This window comes from Bradyrhizobium sp. PMVTL-01 (assembly GCF_051861855.1).
Classification (GTDB): Bacteria; Pseudomonadota; Alphaproteobacteria; order Rhizobiales; family Xanthobacteraceae; genus Bradyrhizobium.
The window spans coordinates 2,793,589-2,818,347 of the sequence record NZ_CP193982.1 but is presented as its reverse complement, the minus strand read 5'-3'; the positions used below and the strand labels follow the sequence as shown (position 1 = coordinate 2,818,347).

The 24,759-nt window shown below is 65.4% G+C and carries 22 protein-coding genes and 1 pseudogene; 12 read left to right on the top strand and 11 right to left on the bottom strand.

Going from position 1 to position 24,759, the window contains the following annotated elements:
* The first annotated feature begins 92 nt into the window (after nucleotides 1–92).
* The 4 genes from ACRQ5Q_RS12785 to ACRQ5Q_RS12770 all read left to right on the top strand — a co-directional run bounded on the left by ACRQ5Q_RS12785 (nucleotide 93) and on the right by ACRQ5Q_RS12770 (nucleotide 4,797).
* Nucleotides 93–1,664: an ABC transporter ATP-binding protein gene (locus ACRQ5Q_RS12785; protein WP_439398096.1), complete on the top strand. Its 1,572-nt coding sequence runs from the start codon at nucleotides 93–95 to the stop codon at nucleotides 1,662–1,664.
* Complete coding sequence (locus ACRQ5Q_RS12780) at nucleotides 1,648–2,739, top strand: ABC transporter permease (protein ID WP_439369616.1); 1,092 nt, start codon at nucleotides 1,648–1,650, stop codon at nucleotides 2,737–2,739. The genes ACRQ5Q_RS12785 and ACRQ5Q_RS12780 overlap by 17 nt, the downstream gene beginning before the upstream one ends.
* Nucleotides 2,726–3,643 (top strand): ABC transporter permease, encoded by a 918-nt coding sequence (locus ACRQ5Q_RS12775; RefSeq protein ID WP_439369617.1) that lies wholly within the window; start codon nucleotides 2,726–2,728, stop codon nucleotides 3,641–3,643. The genes ACRQ5Q_RS12780 and ACRQ5Q_RS12775 overlap by 14 nt, the downstream gene beginning before the upstream one ends.
* 77 nt (nucleotides 3,644–3,720) lie before the next feature.
* A complete protein-coding gene (locus tag ACRQ5Q_RS12770) occupies nucleotides 3,721–4,797 on the top strand; it encodes a BMP family ABC transporter substrate-binding protein (protein ID WP_439399801.1) in 1,077 nt (358 codons plus the stop codon).
* Between the two features lie 110 nt (nucleotides 4,798–4,907).
* On the opposite strand, the gene ACRQ5Q_RS12765 is transcribed toward ACRQ5Q_RS12770, so the two are convergent.
* Nucleotides 4,908–6,257, bottom strand: a complete 1,350-nt coding sequence (locus ACRQ5Q_RS12765; protein ID WP_439398094.1) for an 8-oxoguanine deaminase — start codon at nucleotides 6,255–6,257, stop codon at nucleotides 4,908–4,910.
* A gap of 150 nt (nucleotides 6,258–6,407) precedes the next feature.
* On the opposite strand from ACRQ5Q_RS12765, the gene ACRQ5Q_RS12760 reads away from it, so the two are divergent.
* Nucleotides 6,408–7,232 carry an FAD binding domain-containing protein gene (locus ACRQ5Q_RS12760; RefSeq protein ID WP_439398092.1) on the top strand — a complete coding sequence of 275 codons (825 nt, stop codon included), beginning with the start codon at nucleotides 6,408–6,410 and terminating at the stop codon, nucleotides 7,230–7,232.
* Nucleotides 7,229–9,955 carry a molybdopterin-dependent oxidoreductase gene (locus ACRQ5Q_RS12755; RefSeq protein WP_439398090.1) on the top strand — a complete coding sequence of 909 codons (2,727 nt, stop codon included), beginning with the start codon at nucleotides 7,229–7,231 and terminating at the stop codon, nucleotides 9,953–9,955. The genes ACRQ5Q_RS12760 and ACRQ5Q_RS12755 overlap by 4 nt, the downstream gene beginning before the upstream one ends.
* An 80-nt stretch (nucleotides 9,956–10,035) precedes the next feature.
* Here ACRQ5Q_RS12755 and uraD read toward each other — a convergent pair whose 3' ends face one another.
* The 4 genes from uraD to ACRQ5Q_RS12735 form a co-directional block, all read right to left on the bottom strand.
* A complete protein-coding gene (gene uraD / locus ACRQ5Q_RS12750; RefSeq protein WP_439398089.1) occupies nucleotides 10,036–10,923 on the bottom strand; it encodes a 2-oxo-4-hydroxy-4-carboxy-5-ureidoimidazoline decarboxylase in 888 nt (295 codons plus the stop codon).
* Between the two features lie 5 nt (nucleotides 10,924–10,928).
* On the bottom strand, nucleotides 10,929–11,864 hold the full coding sequence (gene puuE, locus ACRQ5Q_RS12745) for an allantoinase PuuE (RefSeq protein WP_439398087.1): 936 nt from the start codon (nucleotides 11,862–11,864) through the stop codon (nucleotides 10,929–10,931).
* Complete coding sequence (locus ACRQ5Q_RS12740; protein WP_008134648.1) at nucleotides 11,865–12,278, bottom strand: DUF3830 family protein; 414 nt, start codon at nucleotides 12,276–12,278, stop codon at nucleotides 11,865–11,867.
* Between the two features lie 89 nt (nucleotides 12,279–12,367).
* Nucleotides 12,368–12,649 (bottom strand): hypothetical protein, encoded by a 282-nt coding sequence (locus tag ACRQ5Q_RS12735; RefSeq protein WP_439398085.1) that lies wholly within the window; start codon nucleotides 12,647–12,649, stop codon nucleotides 12,368–12,370.
* Nucleotides 12,650–12,871: 222 nt separating this feature from the next.
* Between ACRQ5Q_RS12735 and ACRQ5Q_RS12730 the strand changes: the two genes are divergently transcribed.
* On the top strand, nucleotides 12,872–13,090 hold the full coding sequence (locus ACRQ5Q_RS12730) for a hypothetical protein (RefSeq protein WP_439369625.1): 219 nt from the start codon (nucleotides 12,872–12,874) through the stop codon (nucleotides 13,088–13,090).
* An 814-nt stretch (nucleotides 13,091–13,904) separates the two neighbouring features.
* On the opposite strand, the gene ACRQ5Q_RS12725 is transcribed toward ACRQ5Q_RS12730, so the two are convergent.
* The 3 genes and pseudogenes from ACRQ5Q_RS12725 to ACRQ5Q_RS12715 form a co-directional block, all read right to left on the bottom strand.
* The gene (locus ACRQ5Q_RS12725; protein WP_439369690.1) at nucleotides 13,905–15,692 is read right to left on the bottom strand and encodes a chloride channel protein; all 1,788 of its coding nucleotides are present in this window, start codon (nucleotides 15,690–15,692) and stop codon (nucleotides 13,905–13,907) included.
* A gap of 12 nt (nucleotides 15,693–15,704) precedes the next feature.
* The gene (locus ACRQ5Q_RS12720; RefSeq protein ID WP_439369691.1) at nucleotides 15,705–16,358 is read right to left on the bottom strand and encodes an L-fuculose-phosphate aldolase; all 654 of its coding nucleotides are present in this window, start codon (nucleotides 16,356–16,358) and stop codon (nucleotides 15,705–15,707) included.
* A gap of 123 nt (nucleotides 16,359–16,481) precedes the next feature.
* Nucleotides 16,482–16,822 (bottom strand): annotated as a pseudogene (locus tag ACRQ5Q_RS12715) (MarC family protein); the annotation flags it as partial.
* An 80-nt stretch (nucleotides 16,823–16,902) separates the two neighbouring features.
* Between ACRQ5Q_RS12715 and ACRQ5Q_RS12710 the strand changes: the two are divergent.
* The 5 genes from ACRQ5Q_RS12710 to ACRQ5Q_RS12690 all read left to right on the top strand — a co-directional run bounded on the left by ACRQ5Q_RS12710 (nucleotide 16,903) and on the right by ACRQ5Q_RS12690 (nucleotide 20,898).
* Nucleotides 16,903–17,109, top strand: a complete 207-nt coding sequence (locus tag ACRQ5Q_RS12710; protein WP_439369692.1) for a hypothetical protein — start codon at nucleotides 16,903–16,905, stop codon at nucleotides 17,107–17,109.
* 113 nt (nucleotides 17,110–17,222) lie between these two features.
* Nucleotides 17,223–17,789 carry a YciE/YciF ferroxidase family protein gene (locus tag ACRQ5Q_RS12705; protein WP_439369693.1) on the top strand — a complete coding sequence of 189 codons (567 nt, stop codon included), beginning with the start codon at nucleotides 17,223–17,225 and terminating at the stop codon, nucleotides 17,787–17,789.
* A gap of 151 nt (nucleotides 17,790–17,940) precedes the next feature.
* Nucleotides 17,941–18,324 (top strand): Hsp20/alpha crystallin family protein, encoded by a 384-nt coding sequence (locus ACRQ5Q_RS12700; protein WP_439398084.1) that lies wholly within the window; start codon nucleotides 17,941–17,943, stop codon nucleotides 18,322–18,324.
* A gap of 8 nt (nucleotides 18,325–18,332) precedes the next feature.
* Nucleotides 18,333–20,738: an endopeptidase La gene (gene lon, locus ACRQ5Q_RS12695; protein WP_439369695.1), complete on the top strand. Its 2,406-nt coding sequence runs from the start codon at nucleotides 18,333–18,335 to the stop codon at nucleotides 20,736–20,738.
* Nucleotides 20,739–20,742: 4 nt separating this feature from the next.
* Entirely contained in the window at nucleotides 20,743–20,898 is a 156-nt protein-coding gene (locus tag ACRQ5Q_RS12690; RefSeq protein WP_439369697.1) for a hypothetical protein, read from the top strand.
* Nucleotides 20,899–20,970: 72 nt separating this feature from the next.
* On the opposite strand, the gene ACRQ5Q_RS12685 is transcribed toward ACRQ5Q_RS12690, so the two are convergent.
* From ACRQ5Q_RS12685 to ACRQ5Q_RS12675, 3 genes are all read right to left on the bottom strand, one after another.
* Nucleotides 20,971–21,273 carry an HU family DNA-binding protein gene (locus tag ACRQ5Q_RS12685; RefSeq protein WP_008139488.1) on the bottom strand — a complete coding sequence of 101 codons (303 nt, stop codon included), beginning with the start codon at nucleotides 21,271–21,273 and terminating at the stop codon, nucleotides 20,971–20,973.
* Between the two features lie 448 nt (nucleotides 21,274–21,721).
* Nucleotides 21,722–22,954 (bottom strand): acetyl-CoA C-acetyltransferase, encoded by a 1,233-nt coding sequence (locus ACRQ5Q_RS12680; RefSeq protein ID WP_439398082.1) that lies wholly within the window; start codon nucleotides 22,952–22,954, stop codon nucleotides 21,722–21,724.
* Between the two features lie 230 nt (nucleotides 22,955–23,184).
* Entirely contained in the window at nucleotides 23,185–24,648 is a 1,464-nt protein-coding gene (locus tag ACRQ5Q_RS12675; RefSeq protein WP_439398080.1) for a GH1 family beta-glucosidase, read from the bottom strand.
* Nucleotides 24,649–24,759 lie beyond the last annotated feature (111 nt).

Sequence of the window (24,759 nt, the reverse complement as noted above, 5' to 3'; positions counted from 1 at the left end):
TTGAGCAAGGGATGACGCTTTTTCACACCTTACGCGGCGGGTCAAACTGGCCCACTATTGAGGCACTTCACCCCATGCCAGCGCATCAGCGAATGTTAGATCCGACGCCTAACGGCCTGCATTCCGGCGAGTCCCCGTTGCTGAGGACGATCGGGCTCACCAAGTGCTATGGCGATTTCCTCGCCAACGATTCCATCGACATCGACGTCTGGCCGAAGCAGATTCACGCCCTGCTCGGCGAGAATGGCGCCGGCAAGTCGACGCTGGTCAAGGCGATCTATGGGCTGATCCAGCCAAGCGCCGGCAAGATTCTTTGGCAAGGGCAACCAATTGTGCTGTCCGGTCCGTCCGAAGCGCGCAGTCGCGGTATCGGCATGGTGTTCCAGCACTTCTCGCTATTCGACAATCTCACCGTCGCCGAGAACGTCGCGCTCGGCCTCGACGGTAAGGAATCCTTCAAGGACATGTCGGCGCGGCTGGAGCAGGTTTCGAAGACCTACGGCCTGCCGCTCGATCCCAGGCGCGAGGTCTGGCAATTGTCGGTCGGCGAGCGCCAGCGCATCGAGATCGTCCGCGCCCTGATGCAGGACCCTAAATTCCTGATCCTGGACGAGCCCACCGCGGTGCTGACGCCGCAGGAAGCCGATCAGCTTTTCATCGTGCTGGAGCGCCTCAAGGCCGAGGGCCGCGCCATCCTCTACATCAGCCACAAGCTGGAAGAGGTGAAGCGGCTCTGCGACACCGCCACGATCCTGCGTGGCGGCAAGAAGGTCGAGACCTGCAATCCCAGGCTCGAGACCGCAGCTTCGCTCGCCCGTATGATGGTCGGCGCCGAGATCAAGGAAGTGAAGGCCCCCGTCGGCCGGAAGACCACGGTGCCGCGCCTGGTGGTCAACGATCTCTCGCTCGCGCCAAGCGAGGCGCACGGCGTGGCACTCGAGCACATCTCGTTCGAGCTGAAGGGCGGCGAGATCCTCGGCATTGCCGGCGTCGCCGGCAACGGTCAGGACGAGCTCTTTGCCGCGCTCTCCGGCGAGCGGCTGTCCAAGGATCCCGGCACGGTCGTGATCGAAGGCATCGCCGCCGGTCATCTCTCGATCACGCAGCGCCGCAAGCTCGGCGCGGCCTTCGTGCCCGAGGAACGGCTCGGCCACGGTACCGCGCCGCGCATGAAGCTGTCCGAGAATGCGCTGCTGACCGGACACGCCGCGAGCGGCATGGTCCATCACGGCTTCATCGACACTGCGGCCACGCTCAAGACCGTCGACCGCGCGACCGAAACCTTTGATGTGCGCAAAGCCAAGCGCGATCCCGAGGCCGCAAGCCTGTCCGGCGGCAATCTGCAGAAGTTCATCGTGGGACGCGAGATCCTGCGCAATCCGGCGGTGCTGGTGGTGAGCCAGCCGACATGGGGCGTCGACGCCGGCGCCGCCGCTGTCATCCGTCAGGCGCTGCTCGATCTCGCAACTGCGGGCGCGGCCGTGCTCGTGACCAGCCAGGATCTCGACGAACTCGCCGAGATCGCCGACCGCATCGCCGTGATGTTCCACGGCCGGCTCTCGGCACCGCTCGCGACAAGCGAAGCGACCCGCGAAAAGCTCGGCCTCCTCATGGGCGGCAGCAGCCTCGAACCGAAGGAGGCCGCGCATGCAATTGGTGCTTGAGAAGCGCGCCGAGCGCTCCAAGGTGATCGCGCTGGTCTCACCGCTGATCGCAATCGGCCTGACGATCGTCACCATGACCATCCTGTTCGCGATCCTCGGCAAGAATCCGCTGCTCGCGCTGCAAGCCTATTTCGTCGCGCCCCTCACCGATGGCTATTCGCTGCAGGAGATCGCGGTGAAGGCGACGCCGCTGGTGATGATCGCGATCGGCTTGTCGCTCTGCTATCTCGCCAACGCCTGGAACATCGGCGCCGAGGGGCAGTTCCTGATCGGCGCCGTTGCCGGAAGCTGGATCGCGGTGAAGACGCAGGGCACCGATGCCGGCGCCTGGGTGCTGCCGGCGATGCTCGTGCTCGCAGCCGCCGCCGGCGCGCTCTATGCGCTGATCCCTGCGATCTGCAAGGTGAAGTTTGGCGCCAGCGAGATCCTGACCAGCCTGATGCTGGTCTATGTCGCCGACCTCTTTCTCGACTATCTCGTGCGCGGCCCCTGGCGCGATCCGCACGGCTTCAACTTCCCGACCACCGCGGAGTTCGATCCGGTCGCAACCGTTCCGCTGCTGATCGAAGGCGGGCGGCTGCATCTCGGCTCGATCATCGCCCTGCTCGTCGTCGCTGCAGCCGCGATCCTGCTCGGGCGCACCATCAAGGGTTTCGAGATCCGCGTGGTCGGCGCAGCGCCGCGCGCGGCGCGGTTCGGCGGCTTCAACGCCAACCAGCTGATCATCCTGACCTTCGCAGTTTCCGGCGCCCTGGCAGGCCTTGCCGGCATCATCGAGGTCGCAGGTCCCGTCGGGCATCTGCAGCCGGGCATCTCTCCAGGTTACGGTTTTACCGCGATCATCGTCGCGTTCCTCGGCCGGCTGAATCCGCTTGGAATATTTATTGCAGGGCTTTTTCTCGCACTGACCTTTATCGGCGGCGAGCAGGCGCAGATCGCGATGAAGATCCCGTTGGATGTCACCAAGGTGTTTCAGGGCATTCTGCTGTTCTACGTGCTCGCCTGCGACTCCCTCATCCTCTACCGCTTCAGGCTGGTGTTCCCGAACCGACAGGTGGCCAGTGGAACTCATTGAGGCCATCATCCTCGCGGTGCTTGCCGCCTCGACACCGCTGCTGATCGCGGCGACCGGTGAGCTCGTGACCGAACGCTCCGGCGTGCTCAATCTCGGCGTCGAAGGCATGATGATCGTCGGTGCGGCCTGCGGTTTTGCCGGCGCCTGGCTCACCGGCTCCATTCTGGTCGGCGCACTGTTCGGCATCGTCGCGGGCATCCTGATGTCGCTGGTGTTTGCACTGATGGCTCTCGGGCTCGCCGTCAATCAGGTCGCGACCGGTCTCGCACTGACCATCCTCGGCATCGGACTGTCAGGCCTGATCGGCGCCGGCTTCGTCGGAGAACGCATTACGCCGGCCTTGCACCTCTCTGTTCCCGGCCTCACCGACATTCCGCTGATCGGCCGCGTGCTGTTCGGCGAAGATGGTTTCGTCTATTTCTCGGTCGCACTGATCATCGGTGTCTGGTGGTTCCTGTACCGCACGCGAGCGGGATTGATCCTGCGCGCCTGCGGTGACAATCACGTCTCCGCGCATGCGCTCGGCTATCCCGTGCTGCGCATCCGCACCTTCGCCGTGATGTTCGGCGGCGCCTGCGCTGGCTTAGCCGGCGCCTATCTGCCGCTCGCCTATACGCCCTTCTTCATTCCCGGCATGACCGCCGGCCGAGGCTGGATCGCACTGGCGCTGGTGGTGTTCGCGTCCTGGCGGCCGGGCCGGCTTGTGATCGGCGCCTATCTGTTCGGCGCGGTGACGATCCTGCAACTGCACGCGCAGGGCTGGGGCGTCGGCATTCCCTCGCAATTCATGTCGGCGCTGCCTTACCTCGCGACGGTCATCGTGCTGGTCCTGCTCTCCCGCGCGCGCACCGGCGGCTCGACCGCGCCGGCCGCGCTCGGCACCGTGTTCGTGCCTGATCGCTGAGTTTCGCTTCCGCGGCGTGCGGGATGGGGCGCGCACGTTGCGGACCGTGGCTTTCCCCTGATGTTTGGAGATTGATGATGAGGAAATCACTTCTTGCGCTGACTGCCGGGCTCTTGCTTGCCGGGAGCGCCAGCGCAGCCTCCGCCGCCGACAAGCTGAAGGTCGGCTTCATTTACCTGGGCCCGATCGGAGACCTCGGCTGGACCTACCAGCACGACCTCGGCCGCCAGGCGCTGGTGAAGGAGTTGGGCGACAAGATCGAGACCACCTATCTCGAGAATGTGCCTGAAGGTCCCGACGCCGAGCGCGCCATCGAGCAGCTCGTCCGCGCCGGCAACAAGCTGATCTTCACCACGTCGTTCGGCTACATGGACCCGACGCTGAAGGTCGCCAAGAAGTATCCCAACGTGCATTTCGAGCACGCCACCGGTTACAAGCGCGACAAGAACATGTCGACCTATTCGGCCAAATGGTACCAGGGCCGCTACATCCAGGGCCTTATCGCGGCCAAGATGTCGAAGTCGGGCGTGCTCGGCTACATCGGCTCGTTCCCGATCCCCGAAGTCGTTTCCGGCATCAACGCGACGATGCTGGCGGCGCAGACCATCAACCCGAACATCAAGGTCAAGATCATCTGGGCCAACACCTGGTTCGACCCGGGCAAGGAAGCCGACGCCGCCAAGGCGCTGATCGACCAGGGTGCCGACGTCATCATGCAGCACACCGATTCGCCAGCCGCGATGCAGATCGCGAGCGAGCGCGGCAAGCTCGCCTTCGGCCAGGACTCCGAGATGATCAAGTTCGGGCCCAAGACCCAGCTGACCTCGATCCTCGACACCTGGGGTCCCTACTACATCGAACGCGTCAAGGCCGAGCTCGCCGGAACCTGGAAATCCGAGGACACCTGGGGCGGCCTCGACAGCCACATGTTCGCGATGGCGCCCTACACCAACATGCCCGACGACGTGAAAAAGATGGCCGAGGATGCCCAGGCTGCGATCACCGCGGGCAAGTTGCACCCGTTCAAGTGCCCGATTGTTGCGCAGGACGGCAAGGAGGTCGAGTGCAAGGGCGGCGCCAATCTCGACGACGGCCAGATTCTCGGCATGAATTTCTACGTGAAGGGCATCGACGACAAGCTGCCGGGCAAGTAGCACGCTTCTTGCTTTGACTAAATCACCTGCTCCTCCCGGAGGAGGTTCGGAGGGGGTGGCCAGAAGCACCCGGCACTTGTGGTCGCCCCCTCTTTCAATTTTCTGCCAGATTATCCCGCCTGCATGGCCCGCGCCGCCGAACTGTGGCGGCGGATGAGGTCGGCGACATCCAGGCCCGGGATCGCACCGTCGATCACGGCCCATTTCCCCGCCACCATGACCCGGTCGGCCCGATGCGCCCCGCACAGCACCAGCGCGGCGAGCGGATCGCCATGCCCGGAGAAGCGCAGCTCGTCGAGCTTGAATAGCGCGACATCCGCCGCCTTGCCGACCGCGATCTCGCCGAGCTCCGGACGGCCGACGCAAGCCGCCGAGCCCTTGGTGGCCCAGCGCAGCGCGTCCCTGTGGCTGACTTTCTTTACCCCGTAGCGCGCCCGTTGCAGCAGGAAGGCCGCGCGCACCTCCTGCATCAGGTTCGATCCATCGTTCGAGGCCGAACCGTCTACGCCGATGCCGATCCCGACGCCGGCCTCCTCCATCTCGCACACCGGGCAGCACCCGGATGCCAGCAGCTGGTTGCTGCAGGCGCAATGGCTGACGGCCGTGCCGGCCTTGCCGAGCCGCCTCATCTCGTCCGGATTGAAGAAGATGCCGTGGGCCAGCCAGGTCCGCGCATTGAGCCAGCCGCATTGCTCGAGATAGTCGAGCGGACGGCAACCGTACATCTGCCGGCAGAATCTGTTCTCATCCTCGGTCTCGGCGAGATGAGTGTGCAGGCGCACGTCGAGCTTGTCGGCGAGATCGGCGGTGGCGCGCATCAGCGACGTCGTCACCGAGAACGGCGAGCACGGCGCCAGCGCGATCTGCACCATCGCATCCGCGCCGCGCTGGTGATGCTTGGCCACCACGCGCGCGCTGTCGGCGAGGATCGTGTCCTCGTCCTGCACGACGCTGTCGGGCGGCAGGCCGCCGTCGCGCTGCGACAGGTTCATCGAGCCGCGCGTGAGCAGCACGCGCATGCCGAGCCGCTTTGCGACGCCAACCTCGATATCGACGGACTCCTCGAGGCCCGCCGGAAAGACGTAATGGTGATCCGTCGTGGTGGCGCAGCCCGACAGCAGCAGCTCGGACATCGCCACGGTGACACCGAGCTCGAGCCGCTCCGGCGTCAGCTTCGCCCACACCGGATAGAGCGCCTGGAGCCAGGGAAACAGCTCGCGGTCCATCGCCGCCGGCAGCGCCCGCGTCAGCGTCTGGTAGAAGTGATGATGCGTGTTGATGAGCCCCGGCAACACGACATGCTCGCCCGCGTCGAACACCGCGACATCCGCGGTCGCAGGCATGCCGCCGGCCGGCACGAGCTCGACGATCCAGCCATCCCGGACCACGATTCCACGCTCGGCACCGTCGGCGAGGATAGCCAGCGGATCCCTGATCCAGATCGGCGTTGCATCGCTCATCAGCCGCTTCTCCTCACATGTGCTGACGACAGGCCTGCAAGGCGGGCGCCAGCCAAAACGCGTTCATGCCACGACTTTGCTTGTTGCGACTTGGCTCCGGTCTTGCAAGACTCTATCGCACGATTCACCGGCGGAAGCTTTTGGCGCAGCATGGATTTGAATACCATCACAGCGGTCGCCCATCCGCAAACGCGCGCGCAGCTGCCCGTTTGGACGCCAGGTGATGCTTGGCTCGCAGGCGGCACCTGGCTGTTCTCGGAGCCGCAAGCCCACCTCACGCGGCTGATCGATCTCACCGATCTGAATTGGCCGGCGCTGGCGATCACGGACAGCCATCTCAGCATCGCGGCCACATGCACCGTCGCACAGCTCGATGGACTCGCCTGCCCGCCCGACTGGCTCGCAGCACCGCTGATCGGCCAGTGCTGCCGTGCCTTCCTTGCGTCGTTCAAGATCTGGAAGACCGCGACCGTCGGGGGCAATCTCTGTATGTCGCTGCCGGCCGGGCCTATGATCTCGCTCACCGCGGCGCTCGACGGTGTCTGCACCATCTGGAAGGCCGGCGGTGGCGAGCAGCGGATCGCCGTCGTCGACTTCGTCACCGGCAATCAGCGCAACCGCCTGACGCCAGGCGACCTGGTCCGGCAGATCGACATCCCGATCGCGGCCTTGACGCGCCGCACGGCGTTTCGCCAGATCTCGCTCGCGCCGGTCGGCCGCTCGGCGGTGCTGCTGATCGGCAGCCTCGATGTCGATGGCACGCTGATGCTTACGGTCACCGCATCGACCGTGCGGCCGATCCGGTTGGCGTTTCCCGAGCCGCCCGATGCGAGTGCGGTTCGCGATGCGATCTTGCAGCAGATCACCGATGATCTCTACCACACCGACATCCACGGCAAGCCGCTATGGCGCAGGCACATGACGCTGCGGCTCGCAGAGGAGATCCGCGGCGAGCTCCTGGGGGCAACATCATGAGCTTCGAGGTCAATGGAACGACGTTCGCGCAGGAGCCGCGCGCCGGGCAGTGCCTGCGCACCTTCCTGCGCGAGCTCGGCCATTTCGGCGTGAAAAAGGGCTGCGACGCCGGCGATTGCGGCGCCTGCACCGTACTGCTCGACGGCGAGCCGGTGCACAGCTGCCTGATCCCGGCGTTCCGCGCCGAGGGCCGCGCCGTGACCACGATCGAAGGCCTTGGCAGCGACCATGGCGCGCATCCGATGCAGCAGGCCTTCCTCGACGCGCAGGGATTTCAATGCGGCTTCTGCACCGCCGGCATGATCCTGACCTGCGCGTCGCTGAACCAGGCGCAACGCACCGATCTTGGCGCGGCGCTGAAGGGCAATATCTGCCGCTGCACCGGCTATCGCGCGGTCGAGGACGCACTGCTTGGCAAGTCCAATGTCGAGGAGAGTGTCGAGGCAGGCGCCGCATTCGGCCGCAGCCTGCCGGCGCCCGCAGGTCCCGACGTCGTGCGCGGCAAGGCGCGCTATACCTTCGACATCGCAATCGAGGGCCTGCTGCATATCAAGCTGCTGCGCTCGCCTCATGCCCATGCGAGGATCGTCGCGATCGACACGTCGGAGGCCGTTCGCGTTCCAGGCGTGCACGCGGTGCTGACGCATGAGGATGCGCCGACCGTCCTGATCTCGACCGCGCGTCACGAGAAGGACTGGATGGACCCCGAGGACACCCGCGTCCTCGACGATGTCGTCCGCTTCGTCGGCCAGAGGGTCGCCGCCGTCGTCGCCGAGAGCGAGGGCGCGGCCGAGGAGGCCTGCCGGCGGATCAAGGTGGAGTACGAGATCCTGCCGGCGCTGATCGATCCCGAGCAGGCGATGGCACCGGGCGCGCCCGTCCTTCATCCTGACCGCACCATCGCGAACCGCATCGCCGATCCCCAGCGCAACCTCGCGGCGGAGACGCATGGCGAGTTCGGTGACGTAGCCGCCGCGCTCTCCACCTCCGCCGTCACCTATGAGGCCACCTTCCACAGTCACCGCGTCCAGCATGCCGCGCTGGAGACTCACGGCGGTCTCGCCTGGCTCGATGAAGCGGGCGCGCTGAACGTCCGCACTTCGACGCAGGTGCCGTTCCTGACCCGGCGCGCGCTGTCGGACATCTTCCAGCTTCCGATGGACAAGGTCCGCGTATTCTGCGAGCGCGTCGGCGGTGGGTTTGGCGGCAAGCAGGAGATGTTCGTCGAGGACATCCTTGCACTCGCCGCGCTCAGGACCGGGCGACCGGTAAAGCTGGAGCTGACGCGCGAGGAGCAGTTCATCGCAACCTCGACGCGGCATCCGATGCGGGTCCACATCAAGGCCGGCGCGGATGCCAACGGCAAGCTCACCGCGCTCCAGCTCGACGTGCTCTCCAACACCGGCGCCTACGGCAATCACGCCGGGCCCGTGATGTTCCACTCCCTGTCCGAGTCCATCGCCGTTTACAATTGCCAGAACAAGCGGGTGGACGGCTACGCCGTCTACACCAACACGGTGCCATCTGGCGCGTTTCGCGGCTACGGCCTGCCGCAAACACTGATCGCGATCGAGGCCGCGATCGACGAGCTGGCGAAGCAGCTGGGCATCAGCCCTTACGAGATGCGCCGCCGCAACATCGTCAGGCTGGGCGATCCCATGCTGTCGCCGCCGCCGTCCGAATTTCACGACGTGCTCTATGGCTCCTACGGGCTCGACCAGTGCCTCGACCTCGTCGAGCGCGCGATGCAGGCAGACGGCCTGCAACCTGAGCTGTCGTCGGAATGGCTGATCGGCGACGGCGTCGCGTTGACCATGATCGACACCGTGCCGCCGGCAGGCCACATCGCGGATGCCATGATCGCGCTCAACGACGACGGCGGCTTCAACTTGACCGTCGGCACTGCCGAGTTCGGCAACGGCACCAGCACCGTCCATCGCCAGATCGCGGCGACGATCCTGGCAACCACGGTCGACAGGATTTCCCTGCGTCAGTCCGACACCGCCCATGGCGGCCACGACACCGGCGCCTATGGCAGCGCCGGCACTTTCGTGGCCGGCAAGGCGACGCAGGCCGCCGCCACGCACCTTGCGGCCGAGCTGAGGGCTGCGGCCGCAGACGCCTGGCTGTGCGACGTGGAGAGCTGCGTGCTCGAGGGCGAGACCGTGGTCAGCGGCGTGCGACGCATGTCCTTTGTTGAACTGGCCAAGCTTGCCCGCGAACGCGGCCAGCCGTTCGGAGCCAGCGGCAATTCCGGCGGCACGCCGCGCTCGGTCGGGTTCAACGTGCAGGGCTTTCGCGTGGCGGTGAACAAGGGCACCGGCGAGCTCAAGATTCTCAGGAGCGTACAGGCTGCGGATGCCGGCGTCGTCGCCAACCCCATGCAGTGCCGTGGCCAGGTCGAGGGCGGCGTCGCGCAGGCCCTTGGTGCTGCGCTCTATGAGGAGATGGTGATCGATGCGACCGGCCGAGTCACCAACCCGAAGTTCCGCGACTACCACCTGCCCTCCTTCGCCGACGTGCCGCGCACCGAAGTGTTGTTCGCGGAGACGTCGGACACCATCGGGCCGCTTGGCGCGAAGTCGATGAGCGAGAGTCCTTACAATCCGGTCGCAGCGGCGCTCGGCAACGCGATCGCGGACGCCACCGGCATCCGCTTCACCGCGCCGCCCTTCAAGCCGGACCGGCTGTTTCCGGCGCTGCTCGAGAAGTTTGGTGGCTAGAGCGGGATGGTTCACCTCTCCCGCAGGGGCCCCCTTCGGGGAGACGTGAACCACGGACAGCGGAGCCAAACCTACATGCTCTAGCTGCCGCGATAAGTCGCGTAGCTCCAGGGCGTGACGAGCAGCGGTACGTGGTAGTGATTTTCCGGCTCGCTGATGGCGAAGCGCAACGGGATCTCGTCGAGGAACGGCGGGTCTGACAACGGCACATTGCGCTCGGCGTAATATTTGGCGACGCTGAAGCGGAGCTCGTAGCGGCCGATCGGCAATGGACGCCCGCCGATCAGCGGCTGGTCGGTGCGACCGTCCGCATTGGTGACGGTGCGCGCAATCACGCGGCTCTCGCCGAGCGCGGCGAGCTCGACGAGTTCCACCGGAATGCCGGGCGCCGGCTTGCCGGCGTGGTTGTCCAGCACATGGGTCGAGAGCCGGCCATGTACCTTGAGCTTGTCGTCGGAGACGACGAGCTGATCAAGCCGCAACGCCGAGATACGGCCGATCTCCTCGATCGCGCGCCGCGTCTCGGTCTTGGCGATGTTGAGCAGCCGCGTCTCGAAGTCGCGCAGCACGGAATCCTTGGTGTGACGGCGCACGCAGACGATATAGGGGAAACCGAACTTGTCACGGTACGCGTTGTTGACGCGCTCGAACGCTGCGTATTCGCCGTCCGACAACCGGTCGAGCCCGGCGCTGTTCTGCTCGTCGGTCGATTCCGGCGTGAGGCCCGCAGCGCGCTGGGTCTTGTTGGCGAGATCGGGATGCGCCCGTATCAGCGCCAGCTGCACGTCGGGCTCGGCAGCCTGCATCGCGGCCATCAGCGCCGTGTGCAACTGGTTGATGCCGGTGAATGGCCGCTGCTCGGCAAGCTTCTCCGCAATCCACGGCGAGTATTCGACCACGTTGGCGAGCGTCGCGACAAAATCGGCCTTGCTTGCAGCATTGAGAGCGGCGAGTGAAATTTGCGGCATCGTCCTCACTCGATCTCGAACGCATCGGCGGCGAGATGCGCATGCTTGTCGTGCCAATGCTGCGCGATCTGGAGACGGGTCGGCACCCAGACGCGCTCGTGCTTGCCGATGTAATCCAGGAAGCGGATCAGCCCCCCGGCGCGGCCGGGCCGGCCCGCAAGACGGCAGTGCAGTCCCACCGACATCATCTTCGGCGCAGTCTCGCCTTCCGCATAGAGCACGTCGAAGGCGTCCTTCAGATAGGTGTAGAACTGCTCACCTTCGGCAAAGCCCTGCGGGTTGATGAACCGCATGTCGTTGGCATCTAACGTATAGGGAATGACGAGCTGCTTGCCCCTGGGGCCCTTGACCCAATAGGGCAGGTCGTCGGCATAGGAGTCGCAGAGATAGAGAAAGCCGCCCTCCTCCATCAGCAGACGATTGGTGTTGATCGAGGAGCGCCCCGTGTACCAGCCGAGCGGCCGCGCGCCGGTCGCCTCGGTATGGATGCGAATGGACTCGGCGATCTCGGCGCGCTCCTGCGCCTCGGTCATGTCCCTGTGCTCGATCCATTTCAGGCTGTGACTGGCCATGTCCCAGCCCGCCTCCTTCATCGCAGCTACGATTTCCGGATTGCGCTTGAGCGCGGTGGCGACGCCGAACACGGTAGCCGGCCATTTGCGCTCATTGAATATCCGCCACAGCCGCCAGAAGCCGGCGCGCGAGCCATACTCGAACATGGATTCGACGTTGGCGTGGCGCTGGCCCGGCCAGGGCTGCGCGCCGAGCACGTCCGACAGGAACGCTTCCGAAGCGCGATCACCGTGCAAAATGTTGTTCTCGCCGCCTTCCTCGAAATTGACGACGAACTGCACCGCGACCCGCGCGTCACCAGGCCAGCGCGGATGCGGCGGGTTGCGGCCGTAACCGCGGAGATCGCGCGGGTAGCGGGGATCAGCCACTCAGACTTCCTCGAAGCGGATCGGCAGGGCGCCCTTCCAGAGCACGCTCTTGCCCAGCGTCGCCAGGTTCTCCAGCCCCGAGGTCACGGTAATGAAGTGGTTGCCGGCGAGCTGGCCCATCTTGCTGGCAAAGCTCACGCCGCCATAGGCCATCAGGATCTCGGTCTCGCTGATGCCGCCGGGATAGAGGATGATCTGGCCCGGCGCGGGATAGCTGGTGTGGTTCTCATAGCCGACGCCGAAATCGAGGTCGCCAAGCGGCATCCAGACGGCCTCTCCGCTCCAGCGCACATGGATGATGTGGCTTTCGAACGGCATGGCTTTGCGGAACGCGGCCACGGTCTTGGGCGCCGCCTGCTCCTCGAAGCGTGCATCGAAGGTGTAGTCGCCGGCGCGGATAACGAGTTTGCTCATCTCATCTCTCTGGATCGGGGGCGATGCGCCCCACGGGGAACTTTCAGCAAAAAGCACTCCATCGAGCTTCGCGCAAGGGGCGCGGTCCGTCACCTGCGGTCGTAGGACCAGCCGAAAATGCCGCTCCGGCGCACCTCGGGCTCGGGCTCGGCGGCGGGCGCGGCCGAAGGTGGCGCCTCCTTCAGTTCCGCCTGCGGCGGAGGCGGAGCCGGCAGGTTCTCGCATTTCATGGAATAGACCAGCTTGCCGTCCGCGGTCCGCCCGATCGGCGCGCAGGGGTCGGGATGCGCCGCCGAACTCTTCGGCGGGGGCTTGACCTGCGCCGTGGCCGGTGCGGCGATCAAGAGAAGGACCAGCAGATATTTCGACATCGTTGTCGCCTGGAAAGCCAATTCACCCCATTGAACCGGATTGCGCCGGGCAAGTCCATCGGCGCCGTGGGGCGGTTGCCGAAAATTTAGCCGGGACCAAAAAATTTGCTCGCTCCAACGTGAAGGCGGCACCCGCTGATATTTGGAAAGGCGCATCGCCAAGTCAGCCCAGACGACGACAACATTTCTCAGAGCCGGAACGTCGTCACGGGAGAAACAACGATGCAAAAGACCATCGCCCTTCTCGGCGCCGTGCTGATTGCCGCCGCCACCGTCCAAACCGCCGCCGCAAGCGACCGCCACCACGCCCGCAAGGCGCAACGCGCTCCCATCACTCAATCGGTCCGCGACTCCAATGCCGCGCTCTGGCCCTCGCAGCCGACCGCACCCGACTGGTCGCGCTATGCCAACGGCGCGTTGTCGGCGCCGGCGGGACGGTGATGTTGGAAGCGTAGAGCGACCGAGCACAACTGCGTCCCAACCATCATTGCGAGGAGCTCTTGCCACGAAGCAATTCAGACTGCCGCCACGGAAAGACTCTGGATTGCTTCGCTGCGCTCGCAAGGACGGAGCAAGCGGCAGCAGCGTCGCTCGTTCGGCTCGCATTTCGAATCGCGGACATACCTTCGCATCCTCGCGGCGCATTTCGCCCGAGCTTTGCTTGATCGTTCCGCCCTCTCGATCCAAGAGCAACTGTGCTGGAAGTAGCCCGTTCGCGCATTCTGACAGATTTGCTGGACACAAGGGCGCAGGGAAGGCCGGGTGCTGACCTCGCACCTGCGGTCCGCTGCGCGGAAGCACACGCAGGAAACTGCACAGCGGCATACAGGTGTAGTTAATCACGCGGCCTTCCCTGCGCGACGGCTGGACGGCTTATGCCGCGCTCTCCCGGGAGCCGAATTCCTTCTTGCCTCCCTCACTCTCACGAAATTCACCAGCACCGCGCCGGTTGACGCGATCACCGCCTCCGCAAGAGCTTGACCGTAGCAACGACGGCCAGGACCACACGGTTTTGCCGTACGCACGGCCCGCCAATTCGTCGCAGTATTCCCAGCCCCGTCGACAGAGCCGGAAACTCACAGACGAGACGAACCTGTCAGCGCCGTTCGTCCGCACGAGGCCTCGGGCTCACGGAGAGCAATCCCCCCTGTCCTCAAGCTTTCGCGCCCGACGCTGCCGCGTCCACCGCAAGCCCGGCTCGCGAAAATGACGACCACATGATCGCCGGCGCACGCACGCCGTCCCCCTCAACGTCTTACGACAGCGCGCCCAGCACGCCGCGCGTGGCCTTGTCGATCTCCTCGACATAGCGGCGTCGGGCGAAGGTCTCGGTGAGGAAGCCGACCACCTTGCGGCTGTCGGTGGAATCGACCACCGCCAGCATCTCCGCTTCGGCCTCGTCGAACACCGCCATCGCCGACTTCACGTTCATTTCCGGGATCAGCACGATGTCGATCAGGCGGGCGAGCTCGATCACCTGGATGTCGTCTGCGATGGTGTCAAGATCGCTGGAATACAAGTCGGGCAGCAGGACGAGGCCGACATATTCGTCCGCGTTGTTGACGATGACTATGCCAGGCCGCGACCCCAGCGCGAATTCCCGGCGTACAGCCGCGATCGTCGTGGTCGACGGTACCTTGCCGACGTCGGACCGCATCAGGCGCTCGACGGTGAGGTTGCGCAGCCAGCCGACGTCGTTGGCGCTGCGGATGGTCTCGCCGCGCAGATGCAGGCGCCAGGTCGAGAAGGAGTGGCCGAACATGAAGCGCACGCAGATCGAGGTGACGATGCAGCCGGCCAGCACCACGGCGGTGACGTCGACATTGCGGGTCATCTCGAGCACGAGGAACGACATCGTCAGGGGGCCGCCGACGATGGCAACACCCAGTGTCGCCATGCCCGTCAGCATCGCCACCAGCGGATCGATCACGAAGTTCGGGCTGATCAGTTCCAACAACTCGGCGAAGAACTTCCCGATCAGACTGCCGACGAACAGCGAGGCGAAGAACAGGCCGCCGCGGAAGCCCGAGGCGAGCGAGATCAGGCAGGCCGTTACCTTCAGGGCGATGATCAGCGCGATCAGGCCGATCGTCATGTCGTGAAACAGATCGAGCACCATGGCGCCGTGGCCGGCCGCCAGCACCTGCGGCGTGACGATCGCAAAGCCGCCGACGATGAGGCCGCCCAGCACCGGGCGGAGCCAGACCGGCAGCCAGGCGAACAGGCGCTCGAACACCGGCGAGGAACGCATCACGGCGATCCCGACGCCGCTGGTGATGAGCGCAAGCCCGATCAACGCCAGATATTGCTCGACGCCGACGGCGCTGACCTTGGGTATCTCCAATGAATACGGTGCGCCGCCGAGCCATTGCGCGGTCAGTGCGCCGGCGAGCGAGGCCGCCAGGATCGGGGCAGCGCTGCCGACGGAATAGACGCCGACGATCAGCTCGCAGGCGTAGAAGGCGCCGGTGATCGGCGCCCCGAACGCGGCCGCGATCGCAGCGGCCGCACCGCAGCCGACCATCAGCCGCAGATCGTTGCGGCGCAGATTGAAGAACTTGCCGAGCAGGGAGGCGATGCCGGAGCCGATCTGGGTATAACCGGCCTCGAGGCCGACCGACGCGCCGCAGCCATTGGAGATCAGCGTCTGGCTCGACACCACCACGCTGTCGCGCATCGAGAGATTGCCACCGCGCAGCGCATTCGCCTCGATCGGGTCGACCGCGTTGGAGATCTTCATGCGCCGCCGCGACCATTCCATGATTCCGAGCGCAAGTCCGCCGAGCGCAGGCGCGAGCAGCGCGGCCCAGGGGCTCACGCGCGCATTGGCCGACAGGCGAACGTCGACGGGGATGCCGTAGATCACCACATGGGCGATCTGCGCGATCTCGGCCATCAGCGTCACGATGGCGCCGGCAAGCGTGCCGATCACGAGCGCCAGCGGGATCAGGTAGAACTCGTTGCTGCGCAACAGAGCGCGCAGCCGAACCATGGTGCGGTTCGTTCCCTTGCGATCGACGAGATGCCTGATCCGTACGAACACCGTCTGCCCGCCCTACCCTTCCGACAGGCCGTAGCCGGCCATGCGCTGGCGGACCCGCTCGATCTCGTCACTGGAAAGCAGCGGCGGTTGTCCGATCTGAAGACAGCCGTGATATTGCCGCGCCAGCGTCTCGACTTCGACAGCGAGCCACATCGCCTTGTCCAGCGTCTTGCCGATCGCGATCATGCCGTGATGGTCGAGCAGGCAGGCAAGCCGCCCCTCCAGCGCCCGCACCGCGTGGTCGGACAGTTCCTCCGTTCCGAAGGTCGCATAGGGAGCGCAGCGGATGCTGTCGCCGCCAGCAGCCGCGATCATGTAGTGTACGGGCGGGATCTCCATGCCCATGATCGCCAGGATGGTGCAATAGGTCGGATGGGCGTGGACGACGGCGTTGACGTCGGGCCGCGACATCAGGATGTCGCGATGGAAGCGCCATTCGCTGGACGCCTTCTGATGGCGCGCATGCGAGCCGTCCATTGCCATGAACACGATCTGGTCCGGCGTCATGGCGTCATAGGGCACGCTGGTCGGCGTGACCAGAAGCCCGTCCGCATGCCGGACACTGATATTGCCTGACGTGCCCTGGTTGATGCCGAGCGCGTTCATGCGGCGGCAGGCGTCGATGATGGCCTGTCTCTTGGCGAGCTCGTCCGCTGGCATCGACATCCGATTTTCCTGGTGCTGGTAGGAGGGGAAGTACGTCAAAGCAACATGGCAGCGCAAGCGAAAGCGGCCGGCCCGTCGGCATCCGGACGGCGCGCCCGCTCCTTCGCGAAATAGACCATAAAATCAACAAATTAACAGATTGTCGCAGGCCTGGGCGAGGTTCGTCCGGACGGCCGCGATGCCGTTGATCATGAACTGCACCGAATAGGCCGCGAGCAGCACGCCGAGCACACGCGAGAGCAGCGCGTTTTCCGGTGCGCCCGAGGGTACGGGCGATCAGGCTTGCGGAGAGAAAAAGCAGGGCATGCAGAGCAGGCAAACCGCGAGCACGATCGCGATGATGATCGCAAATCGCGTGCCGTAGCCGGCGTCGCCCGACAGCAGCAGCGTGGTCGCGATCGCGCCGGGACCGGCCTCATCGGGATGGCCAGGGGAAACACGGCGACGTCGCAGGCATGCTCCGGCCCGGTCCTCGACGCTGGAACGATGGCTGCCGGGCTGACTTAGCCCAGCGCAAACAGTCTGGAAATCACCGGAGACGACAATGAGCGACAGTGGAATCGGAATGCTCCTTGGCCAGCTCTCGGCCAATCTGCTTTGGCTCTGGTTCATCGGAGCCTTCCTGCTCGGTGCGGTTCTCGTCTATGGCGTGATGAAGGCCGGACGCCTGCGGCGCGGCGAACGCGCGCGGCTCGACCGCGACACCGAGGCACGACAACGGCAGGAAGATCCCTACAAGCGGCCGACCTGAGCGATCGCCGCCAGTGCCGGTTGCAGTTTGGAACTTTCGATCTCCCAAAGTCTTTGACCGCCTGAGGATCAAGGAAGGAGACGCCTTCCCGTGTCACCTCAAGAGGAGGACGTATGGCTAAACGAGCGAAGAAACGAACAAGCAAGAAGACCGCGGCGCGCCGGCCGCGTCAGGCGCCGAAGATGCTCAGCGATCTGTTTCTGGAAACGCTGAAGGACATCTATTTCGCCGAGAACAAGATCATCAAGACCTTGCCGAAGATGGCCAAGGCCGCGCAGTCCAAGGACCTCGCGGCTGCCTTCAACAAGCATCTGCGCGAGACCCAGGGTCAGGTCAAGCGCCTCGACCAGATCTTCCGGATGTTGGGCAAACCCGCGCGCGGCAAGCCCTGCGAGGCCATCAACGGCATCGCGGACGAGGGCGCCGAGATCATGAAGGAATTCAAGGGAGCCCCCGCCCTCGACGCCGGACTGCTCGCGTCCGCCCAGTCGGTCGAGCATTACGAAATCTCCCGCTACGGCACGCTGCGCACCTGGGCCGAGGAGCTCGGCATGCAGGACGCAGCAAGGCTGCTCCAGGAGACGCTGGACGAGGAAGAGGCGACCGATCGCACGCTGACCGAGCTCGCCACCTCCGTCATCAACCTCGAAGCGGAAGACGAGTATCGCGCCGCGGCCTGATGCTGTCCGCTCTCATGACAGAACGCCGCGGCCTTGCCGCGGCGTTTGCTTGTGGGATCGCACGATGGCGCATGGCACGTCAGCAGCACTGCACTGGACTTCCCCGGAACCGGCCCCATATGCAGGCTTTCCCAGCCCCCAGGTCCGCATCATGCAACCCAAAAATCCCCTCGACTGGATGCTGTCCGAAGCCCTGGACTCGCTGACGCGTGCCGAGCGGCTGCGGCACCAGTTCGGCCGCCAGGAAGCCTGCTGGGAGCCGCCGATCGACGTGCTCGAGACCGAGCATGAGCTTTTGATCCTGGTCGCGCTTCCCGGCGTCAATCCGGACAATGTCGAGACGGTCATCCATGACGGCGTGCTCGTGATTTCCGGCCAGCGCACGCTGCCGCCGGAGCTTCGCAAGGCCCGCATCCACCGGCTCGAGCTGCCGCAGGGGCGTTTTGAGCGCCGCATTGCATTGCCCCTCGGCCGCTACGCCATCAGCCGCTTCGTGATGGACGGCTGCGTCGCACTGCGCCTCGCCAAATCCTGAGGTCGATCATGGCCACCGAACCGATGAATAACGCACAGACCAATTCCCAAAACGGCTCCGACGTGAAGATCCCCGAGGACGCACTGATCATCATCCCCGTGCGCGAGATGGTGCTGTTTCCCGGCGCCATCGCGCCGATCGCGATCGGCCGGGCGAAGTCGATCGCCGCCGCGCAGCAGGCGCTGCGCGAGCAGCGGCCGGTCGGCATCGTCCTGCAGCGCAGCCCGCAGATCGAGGACCCCGGGCCGGACGACCTCTACCGGGTTGCCACTATCGCCAACATCGTGCGCTACATCACCGCGCCCGACGGCACGCATCACATCGTCTGCCAGGGCGTGCAGCGCGCCCGCATCCTCGACTTCCTGCCGGGGACGCCGTTCCCGGCCGCGCGCATCCAGCAGATTCCGGAGCCGACCACGAACTCGCCCGAGATCGAGGCGCGCGCGCTGAACCTGCAGCGCCAGGCGATCGAGGCGATCGAGCTGCTGCCGCAGGCGCCGCCCGAGCTGGTCGCGATGTTCCAGGGCACCACCGCGCCCGGCGCGCTGGCCGACCTGGCGACCTCGTTCATGGATATCAAGCCTCAGGACAAGCAGGAGGTCTTGGAGACCATCGACCTCGCCTTGCGCGTCGAGAAGGTGTCGAAGCACCTGGCCGAGCGGCTGGAGGTGCTGCGCATCAGCAACGAGATCGGCCAGAAGACCAAGGCCACGTTCGACGAGCGACAGCGCGAGGCGATCCTGCGCGAGCAGTTGGCGACCATCCAGCGCCAGCTCGGCGAAGGCGACGGCAAGGCCGCCGAGGTCACCGAGCTGACGGCTGCCATCGCCAAGGCGAACATGCCTCCGGAAGCGGAGGCGCATGCCAAGAAGGAGCTGCGCCGCTACGAGCGCATGCCCGAGGCGGCCGCCGAAGCCGGCATGGTCCGCACCTACCTCGACTGGCTGATCGAGCTGCCTTGGGCGCTGCCGGCGGAGAAGCCGATCGACATCAAGGAGGCGCGTCGCATCCTGGATGCCGATCATTTCGGCCTGGAGAAGATCAAGAGCCGGATCATCGAATATCTGGCGGTGCGCAAGCTCGCCCCGCAGGGCAAGGCCCCGATCCTGTGCTTCGTCGGCCCGCCCGGCGTCGGCAAGACCTCGCTCGGCCAGTCCATCGCCCGCGCGATGGATCGCCCCTTCGTGCGCGTCAGCTTAGGGGGCGTGCATGACGAGGCCGAGATCCGCGGTCACCGGCGCACCTATATCGGTGCCCTGCCCGGCAACATCATCCAAGGCATCAAGAAGGCGGGCAGCCGCAACTGCGTCATGATGCTGGATGAGATCGACAAGATGGGCCGCGGCGTGCAGGGCGATCCCTCCGCAGCCATGCTGGAGGTGCTCGACCCCGAGCAGAACGGGACGTTCCGGGACAATTACCTGGGCGTGCCCTTCGACCTGTCGCGCGTGGTGTTCATCGCGACCGCCAACATGCTGGACCAGATTCCGGGTCCGCTGCTGGACCGCATGGAGCTGATCAGCCTCGCCGGTTACACTGAGGACGAGAAGCTGGAGATCGCGCGGCGCTACCTGGTGCGGCGGCAGCTCGAGGCCAACGGCCTCTCGGCCGAGCAGGCCGAGATCGAGCCGGAGGCGCTGAAGCTGATCATCAAGGGCTACACCCGCGAAGCCGGCGTCCGTAACCTGGAGCGCGAGATCGGCAAGGTGTTCCGCCATGCCGCGGTGCAGGTCGCCGAAGGCACGGCTGCCAAGGTCGCGGTGACGACGAAGGACATCGCCACCGTGCTCGGCCAGCCGCGCTTCGAGGGCGAGATCGCGCAGCGCACCAGCATTCCGGGCGTGGCCACCGGCCTTGCCTGGACGCCGGTCGGCGGCGACATCCTGTTCATCGAGGCTTCGCGCGTGCCCGGCCGCGGCGGCATGATCCTGACCGGCCAACTCGGCGAGGTCATGCGCGAGAGCGTGCAGGCGGCGCTGACGCTGGTGAAGAGCCGGGCCTCGCAGCTCGGCATCGATCCGTCCGTGTTCGAGAAGAGCGACATCCACGTTCACGTCCCCGCGGGGGCGACCCCGAAGGACGGACCGAGCGCGGGTGTGGCGATGTTCACGGCGCTGACGTCGCTGCTCACCAATCGCACGGTGCGCAGCGACACCGCGATGACGGGCGAGATCTCGCTGCGCGGTCTGGTGCTGCCGGTCGGCGGCATCAAGGAGAAGGTGGTGGCTGCGGCCGCCGCCGGGCTGAAGCGGGTGATGCTGCCGGCGCGCAACAAGCGGGATTATGACGACATCCCGAAGAGCGCGCGGGACACCCTCGAATTCATCTGGCTGGAGCGCGTCGACGAGGCCATCGCCGCAGCGCTCGAGCCGGCGGCGGCCCAAGTCGATGCGAACGTCGAAGCGGCGGAGTGATGCGATGAAGAAACTGCTGGAAAAAGCGAAGAGATCGCGCAGGACGCAGCGGCTGCGCCAGCTGCTCGATCGCGCCATCGACCGGGTTCGCGATGCGCTTGCAGGGCCCGAGCCGCGGCTTGAGCCGGTCCCGGTCCGGGTGAAGCGCCGCAAGGGTTGAGCCCCTCCGTCTCAGGCCCCCGCGGCTGCCCCAAACAAAAGGCCCCCTCGGTGCGAGGGGGCCTTTGCGGTATCAGGCCACGGCGTCCTTGGCAGCCTTGACCGGGCGGGCGCGGACGATCTTCCGGGCCGGCTTGGCCTTGAACATCATCTCCTCACCCGTGAACGGGTTGGTGCCCTTGCGCGCCTTGGTCGCGGGCTTCTTGATGACCACGAACTTGGCGAAACCCGGCACCAGGAACAGGCCGTTCTTCTTGAGCTCCTTGTGGCCGACGTCGGTCAGCGTCTCCATGACACTCTTGACGTCGCGCTTGGAAAGCTCGGTGGCGGTCGCAATCTTTTCGATCAACTGCGATTTCGACATTTGGGCTGGCATCGTGTCTCCTCTGATTCGTTGCCGGTTGCATATTAGACCAAGCGGCGAAGGCCTATAGCCCTCTGCACAGTTTTGTCGCGATTTTACGGGCTTTTTTGGCCCCCTGTGGCAAAAAACCCTGCTTTTTAGCTACTTCCGGAGCGGAAGAAGCCTCTGACAGCGGATTTTACCTTGTTTCAAAGGCCCGCACGCAACCTTGCTAAAGCTGATTCGCGCCTTTCGACAAGCTACGAGCGAACGAGGGCGCGCGATTCACCCTGAAAAATAAGGGTTGGATCGCACTGCAGCCGCTTTTGCAGGTGCTCTCCTTCTCCCCGTTCTTGCGGGGAGAGGGTGGGCGTGAGGGGCTGCTTCAGCAAAGACGGTGAGAGTTCAGTGCGCGGAGAGTCCCCCTCGCCCGCATTGCATGAATCCGACCTCCCCACGCAAGCGGGGCGAGGTGAACAGGCTACACGCGCTCGATGATGATGGCGGGCGCCATGCCGCCGGCGGCACACATCGTGACGAGACCGCGCTTCATGTCGCGCCGCTCGAGCTCGTCGAGCACGGTGCCGATCAGGATCGAGCCGGTCGCGCCGATGGGATGGCCGAGCGCGATCGAGCCGCCATTGACGTTGACCTTGGCGCGGTCGAGCTTGAGGTCGCGGATGTATTTTTCCGCGACCACCGCAAAGGCCTCGTTGATCTCGAACAGGTCGATGTCGTCGATGGTGAGCCCCGCCTTCGCCAGCACCTTGCGCGTCGCCGGCACCGGTGCGTTCAGCATCAGGGTCGGCGAGTCCCCCATGTTCGCCATGGCGACGACACGGGCGCGGGCTTTAAGGCCATGCGCCTTGGCATAGGCGGGCGAAGCCAGGAGGATCGCGGCGGCGCCGTCGACGACGCCGGACGAGTTTCCGGCGTGATGCACGAAGTCGATCTTCAGGTCCGGATATTTCTGCAGGATGAGGCCGCGATAGGTCGTGCCCTTGTCGTCGAGCGCGTAATCGGCGATGGCGGGGAAGGCCGGCTTCAGGCTGCTGAGACCCTCCATCGTGGTCTGCGGCCGCGGATATTCTTCGTGGTCGAGCGCGAGGCTCCCGTCCTCGCGATGCACGGGTACGAGGCTCTTCTTGAAATGGCCGTTCGCCATGGCATGCGCGGCGCGCTTCTGGCTCTCGAGCCCGAGGGCGTCGACATCCTGGCGCGTGATCCCTTCGAGAGTCGCGATCGCATCGGCGCAGACGCCCTGATGCGACTGCGGATGCCGTGCCCGCAGGCGCAGATTGCCGGAGTCCATCATCATCGGCCCGCCGCCGCGCCGCCCTTCCATCGACATCATCTCGCAGCCGCCGGCGATGACGAGGTCTTCGGCGCCCGCCATGATCGAGCTCGCCGCCATGTTGACGCTGGTGATGCCGCTGCCGCAGAAGCGGTCCAGCGTCACCGCGCTGGCGCGCACGTCATAGCCGGCATCGAGCGCCGACATGCGGCCGAGATCGCCGCTTTGGGTCGCAACCTGCGCGCTGCAGCCCCAGACGATGTCGTCGACCTCGGCGGTATTGATGCCGGTGCGATCGGCGAGCGCACGCAGCACGGTTGCTCCCAGCTGCTGCGGATGAATGCCCGACAGAGCTCCCTTGCCGGCCTTGCCGACGCCTCGCGGGGTGCGGCAGGCATCGATGATCAGCGCGTCAGCCATTGGCGTTGTCCTCTTGTTGTTGGTGTTGAGAGGCGTTGTGAATCAGGCGCCGAATGGAGTCAATGCGCGCTGCTGCACTCCTCTCCCTGTTCTTAGGGAGAGGGTTGGGGTGAGGAGCTGCCTCGGCAAAAAAAACGGTAACAGACGGACTCGCGGAGGCTCCCCCTCACCCGATTTTCCGCTGCGCGTAAAATCCGGCCTCTGCCCGCGCGCGGGGAGAGGCGAAGTGATCAAACCCCCGCGGCGTTCTTCGCGATGACGTTGCGGTAGAAACTCGCGCTGAGCTTTGCGGTTCGCACCTGGGTGTCGAAGTTGACGTGATAGAGGCCGAAGCGCTTGCTGAGGCCGAACACCCATTCGAAATTGTCCATCAGGCTCCAGAGGAAATAGCCGCGCACCGGCACGCCCTCGGCGGTGGCGCGCTGCAGCTGGGCGAGATAATTGCGCAGATACATGATGCGGTCGGTGTCGTAGATCTTGCCGTCGGGCGAAACCACATCGTCGCCGGAGGTGCCATTCTCGGTGATGTAGATCGCATCCGTCTTCCAGATCTTTGCCGCAAGCTTCGGCACCCAGTAGATCGTCTCCGGCGCGACGCGGAGCCAGTTCGAACTCATGTGCGGGAACGATTTCGGGATCGGCAGCGGCATGAAGCCCGCGCCCTCCTCTGACGGAACCACATAGTTCTGGGGCGCGTAGATGTTGAGACCGAGGAAATCGACCGGCGAGGAGATGATCTTCAGCTCGGCCTCGGTATACTTCGGCGCATCGGCGCCGGCATATTTCAGGAACGCGTCGGTATAGCGGCCTTCCATGATGACGTTGAGATAGCCGGCATTCATCTCGCGCAGGGCGATCTCGGCGGCCTGGACATGCTCGGGCGTGTCGATCGCGGGAACGCAGACGTCGATGTTCTCGGCAGGACCCACCCTGGTGCCGTGGCGGCCATGGGCCCGCACCGCCTGAACCGCAAGCCCGTGCGCGAGCGCGCTGTTGTGCCTGATCTGGTTGACCTCTCTTTGCGGCAGCGTCATGCCGGGCGCGTCGATGCCGAGGCCGTAGCCGAACTGCACGAAGCGGCCGCTCTCGTTCAGCGTGAACACGTTCTTGACGCGGTCGGTCAGGCGCTCGGCGACATAGGCCGCATAGTCGCCAAAAATCTTGCAGGTCTCGGTCGAGCGCCAGCCGCCGAAGCGGTCCTGCAGCGATTGCGGCAGATCCCAATGATAGAGCGTCGCCCACGGCTCGATGCCGTTCCTGAGCAGCTCGTCGATGAGCCGATTGTAGAAGTCGAGCCCGCCAGCGTTCGGCTTGCCGGCCCCATCAGGGAACACCCGCGGCCAGGCGACCGAGAAGCGATAGGCCTTGCAGCCGAGTTCCTTGATGAGCGCGATATCCTCCTTGTAGCGATGGTAGTGCTCGTTGGCGCGGTCGCCGGTCGAGCCGTCCTCGATCTTGCCGGGAATGCGAACGAACTTGTCCCAGATCGAGATCCCTCGCCCGCCCTCGTCGACCGCGCCCTCGATCTGATAGGACGAGGTCGCCGTGCCCCAGAGAAAGCCTGCCGGAAAGCCGCTGTCGCGCGAGGCTGCTGCCGCCGGCTTCGCTTCGGCGCCTTCCAGAGGATTTGCGATGGCTGCCGCGGACAATCCCGCCAGCGCGGCAAACTGGCGACGCGAGACCTTGTCCGACATGCGATGCTGCTCCGGGTGATGCTTTAGCAGTGGCACAATGGCGGGTCGCGGGCCGTTTGAGAAGCGGCAGTACGGGTGCTGAATCTGCAGAATTGCGCAGCTCGGGGGCGC

What these genes read in the sequence shown, in the direction of transcription:
- ACRQ5Q_RS12740 (WP_008134648.1), bottom strand. Translation starts at nt 12,278, where the DNA reads ATGAGCAAACTCGTTATCCGCGCCGGCGACTACACCTTCGATGCACGC.
- ACRQ5Q_RS12780 (WP_439369616.1), top strand. Translation starts at nt 1,648, where the DNA reads ATGCAATTGGTGCTTGAGAAGCGCGCCGAGCGCTCCAAGGTGATCGCG.
- ACRQ5Q_RS12770 (WP_439399801.1), top strand. Translation starts at nt 3,721, where the DNA reads ATGAGGAAATCACTTCTTGCGCTGACTGCCGGGCTCTTGCTTGCCGGG.
- ACRQ5Q_RS12690 (WP_439369697.1), top strand. Translation starts at nt 20,743, where the DNA reads ATGAAGAAACTGCTGGAAAAAGCGAAGAGATCGCGCAGGACGCAGCGG.
- ACRQ5Q_RS12705 (WP_439369693.1), top strand. Translation starts at nt 17,223, where the DNA reads ATGGCTAAACGAGCGAAGAAACGAACAAGCAAGAAGACCGCGGCGCGC.
- ACRQ5Q_RS12735 (WP_439398085.1), bottom strand. Translation starts at nt 12,649, where the DNA reads ATGTCGAAATATCTGCTGGTCCTTCTCTTGATCGCCGCACCGGCCACG.
- ACRQ5Q_RS12675 (WP_439398080.1), bottom strand. Translation starts at nt 24,648, where the DNA reads ATGTCGGACAAGGTCTCGCGTCGCCAGTTTGCCGCGCTGGCGGGATTG.
- ACRQ5Q_RS12680 (WP_439398082.1), bottom strand. Translation starts at nt 22,954, where the DNA reads ATGGCTGACGCGCTGATCATCGATGCCTGCCGCACCCCGCGAGGCGTC.
- ACRQ5Q_RS12765 (WP_439398094.1), bottom strand. Translation starts at nt 6,257, where the DNA reads ATGAGCGATGCAACGCCGATCTGGATCAGGGATCCGCTGGCTATCCTC.
- ACRQ5Q_RS12730 (WP_439369625.1), top strand. Translation starts at nt 12,872, where the DNA reads ATGCAAAAGACCATCGCCCTTCTCGGCGCCGTGCTGATTGCCGCCGCC.
- ACRQ5Q_RS12785 (WP_439398096.1), top strand. Translation starts at nt 93, where the DNA reads ATGTTAGATCCGACGCCTAACGGCCTGCATTCCGGCGAGTCCCCGTTG.
- ACRQ5Q_RS12760 (WP_439398092.1), top strand. Translation starts at nt 6,408, where the DNA reads ATGGATTTGAATACCATCACAGCGGTCGCCCATCCGCAAACGCGCGCG.
- uraD (WP_439398089.1), bottom strand. Translation starts at nt 10,923, where the DNA reads ATGCCGCAAATTTCACTCGCCGCTCTCAATGCTGCAAGCAAGGCCGAT.
- ACRQ5Q_RS12710 (WP_439369692.1), top strand. Translation starts at nt 16,903, where the DNA reads ATGAGCGACAGTGGAATCGGAATGCTCCTTGGCCAGCTCTCGGCCAAT.
- ACRQ5Q_RS12720 (WP_439369691.1), bottom strand. Translation starts at nt 16,358, where the DNA reads ATGTCGATGCCAGCGGACGAGCTCGCCAAGAGACAGGCCATCATCGAC.
- lon (WP_439369695.1), top strand. Translation starts at nt 18,333, where the DNA reads ATGGCCACCGAACCGATGAATAACGCACAGACCAATTCCCAAAACGGC.
- ACRQ5Q_RS12755 (WP_439398090.1), top strand. Translation starts at nt 7,229, where the DNA reads ATGAGCTTCGAGGTCAATGGAACGACGTTCGCGCAGGAGCCGCGCGCC.
- ACRQ5Q_RS12700 (WP_439398084.1), top strand. Translation starts at nt 17,941, where the DNA reads ATGCAACCCAAAAATCCCCTCGACTGGATGCTGTCCGAAGCCCTGGAC.
- ACRQ5Q_RS12685 (WP_008139488.1), bottom strand. Translation starts at nt 21,273, where the DNA reads ATGCCAGCCCAAATGTCGAAATCGCAGTTGATCGAAAAGATTGCGACC.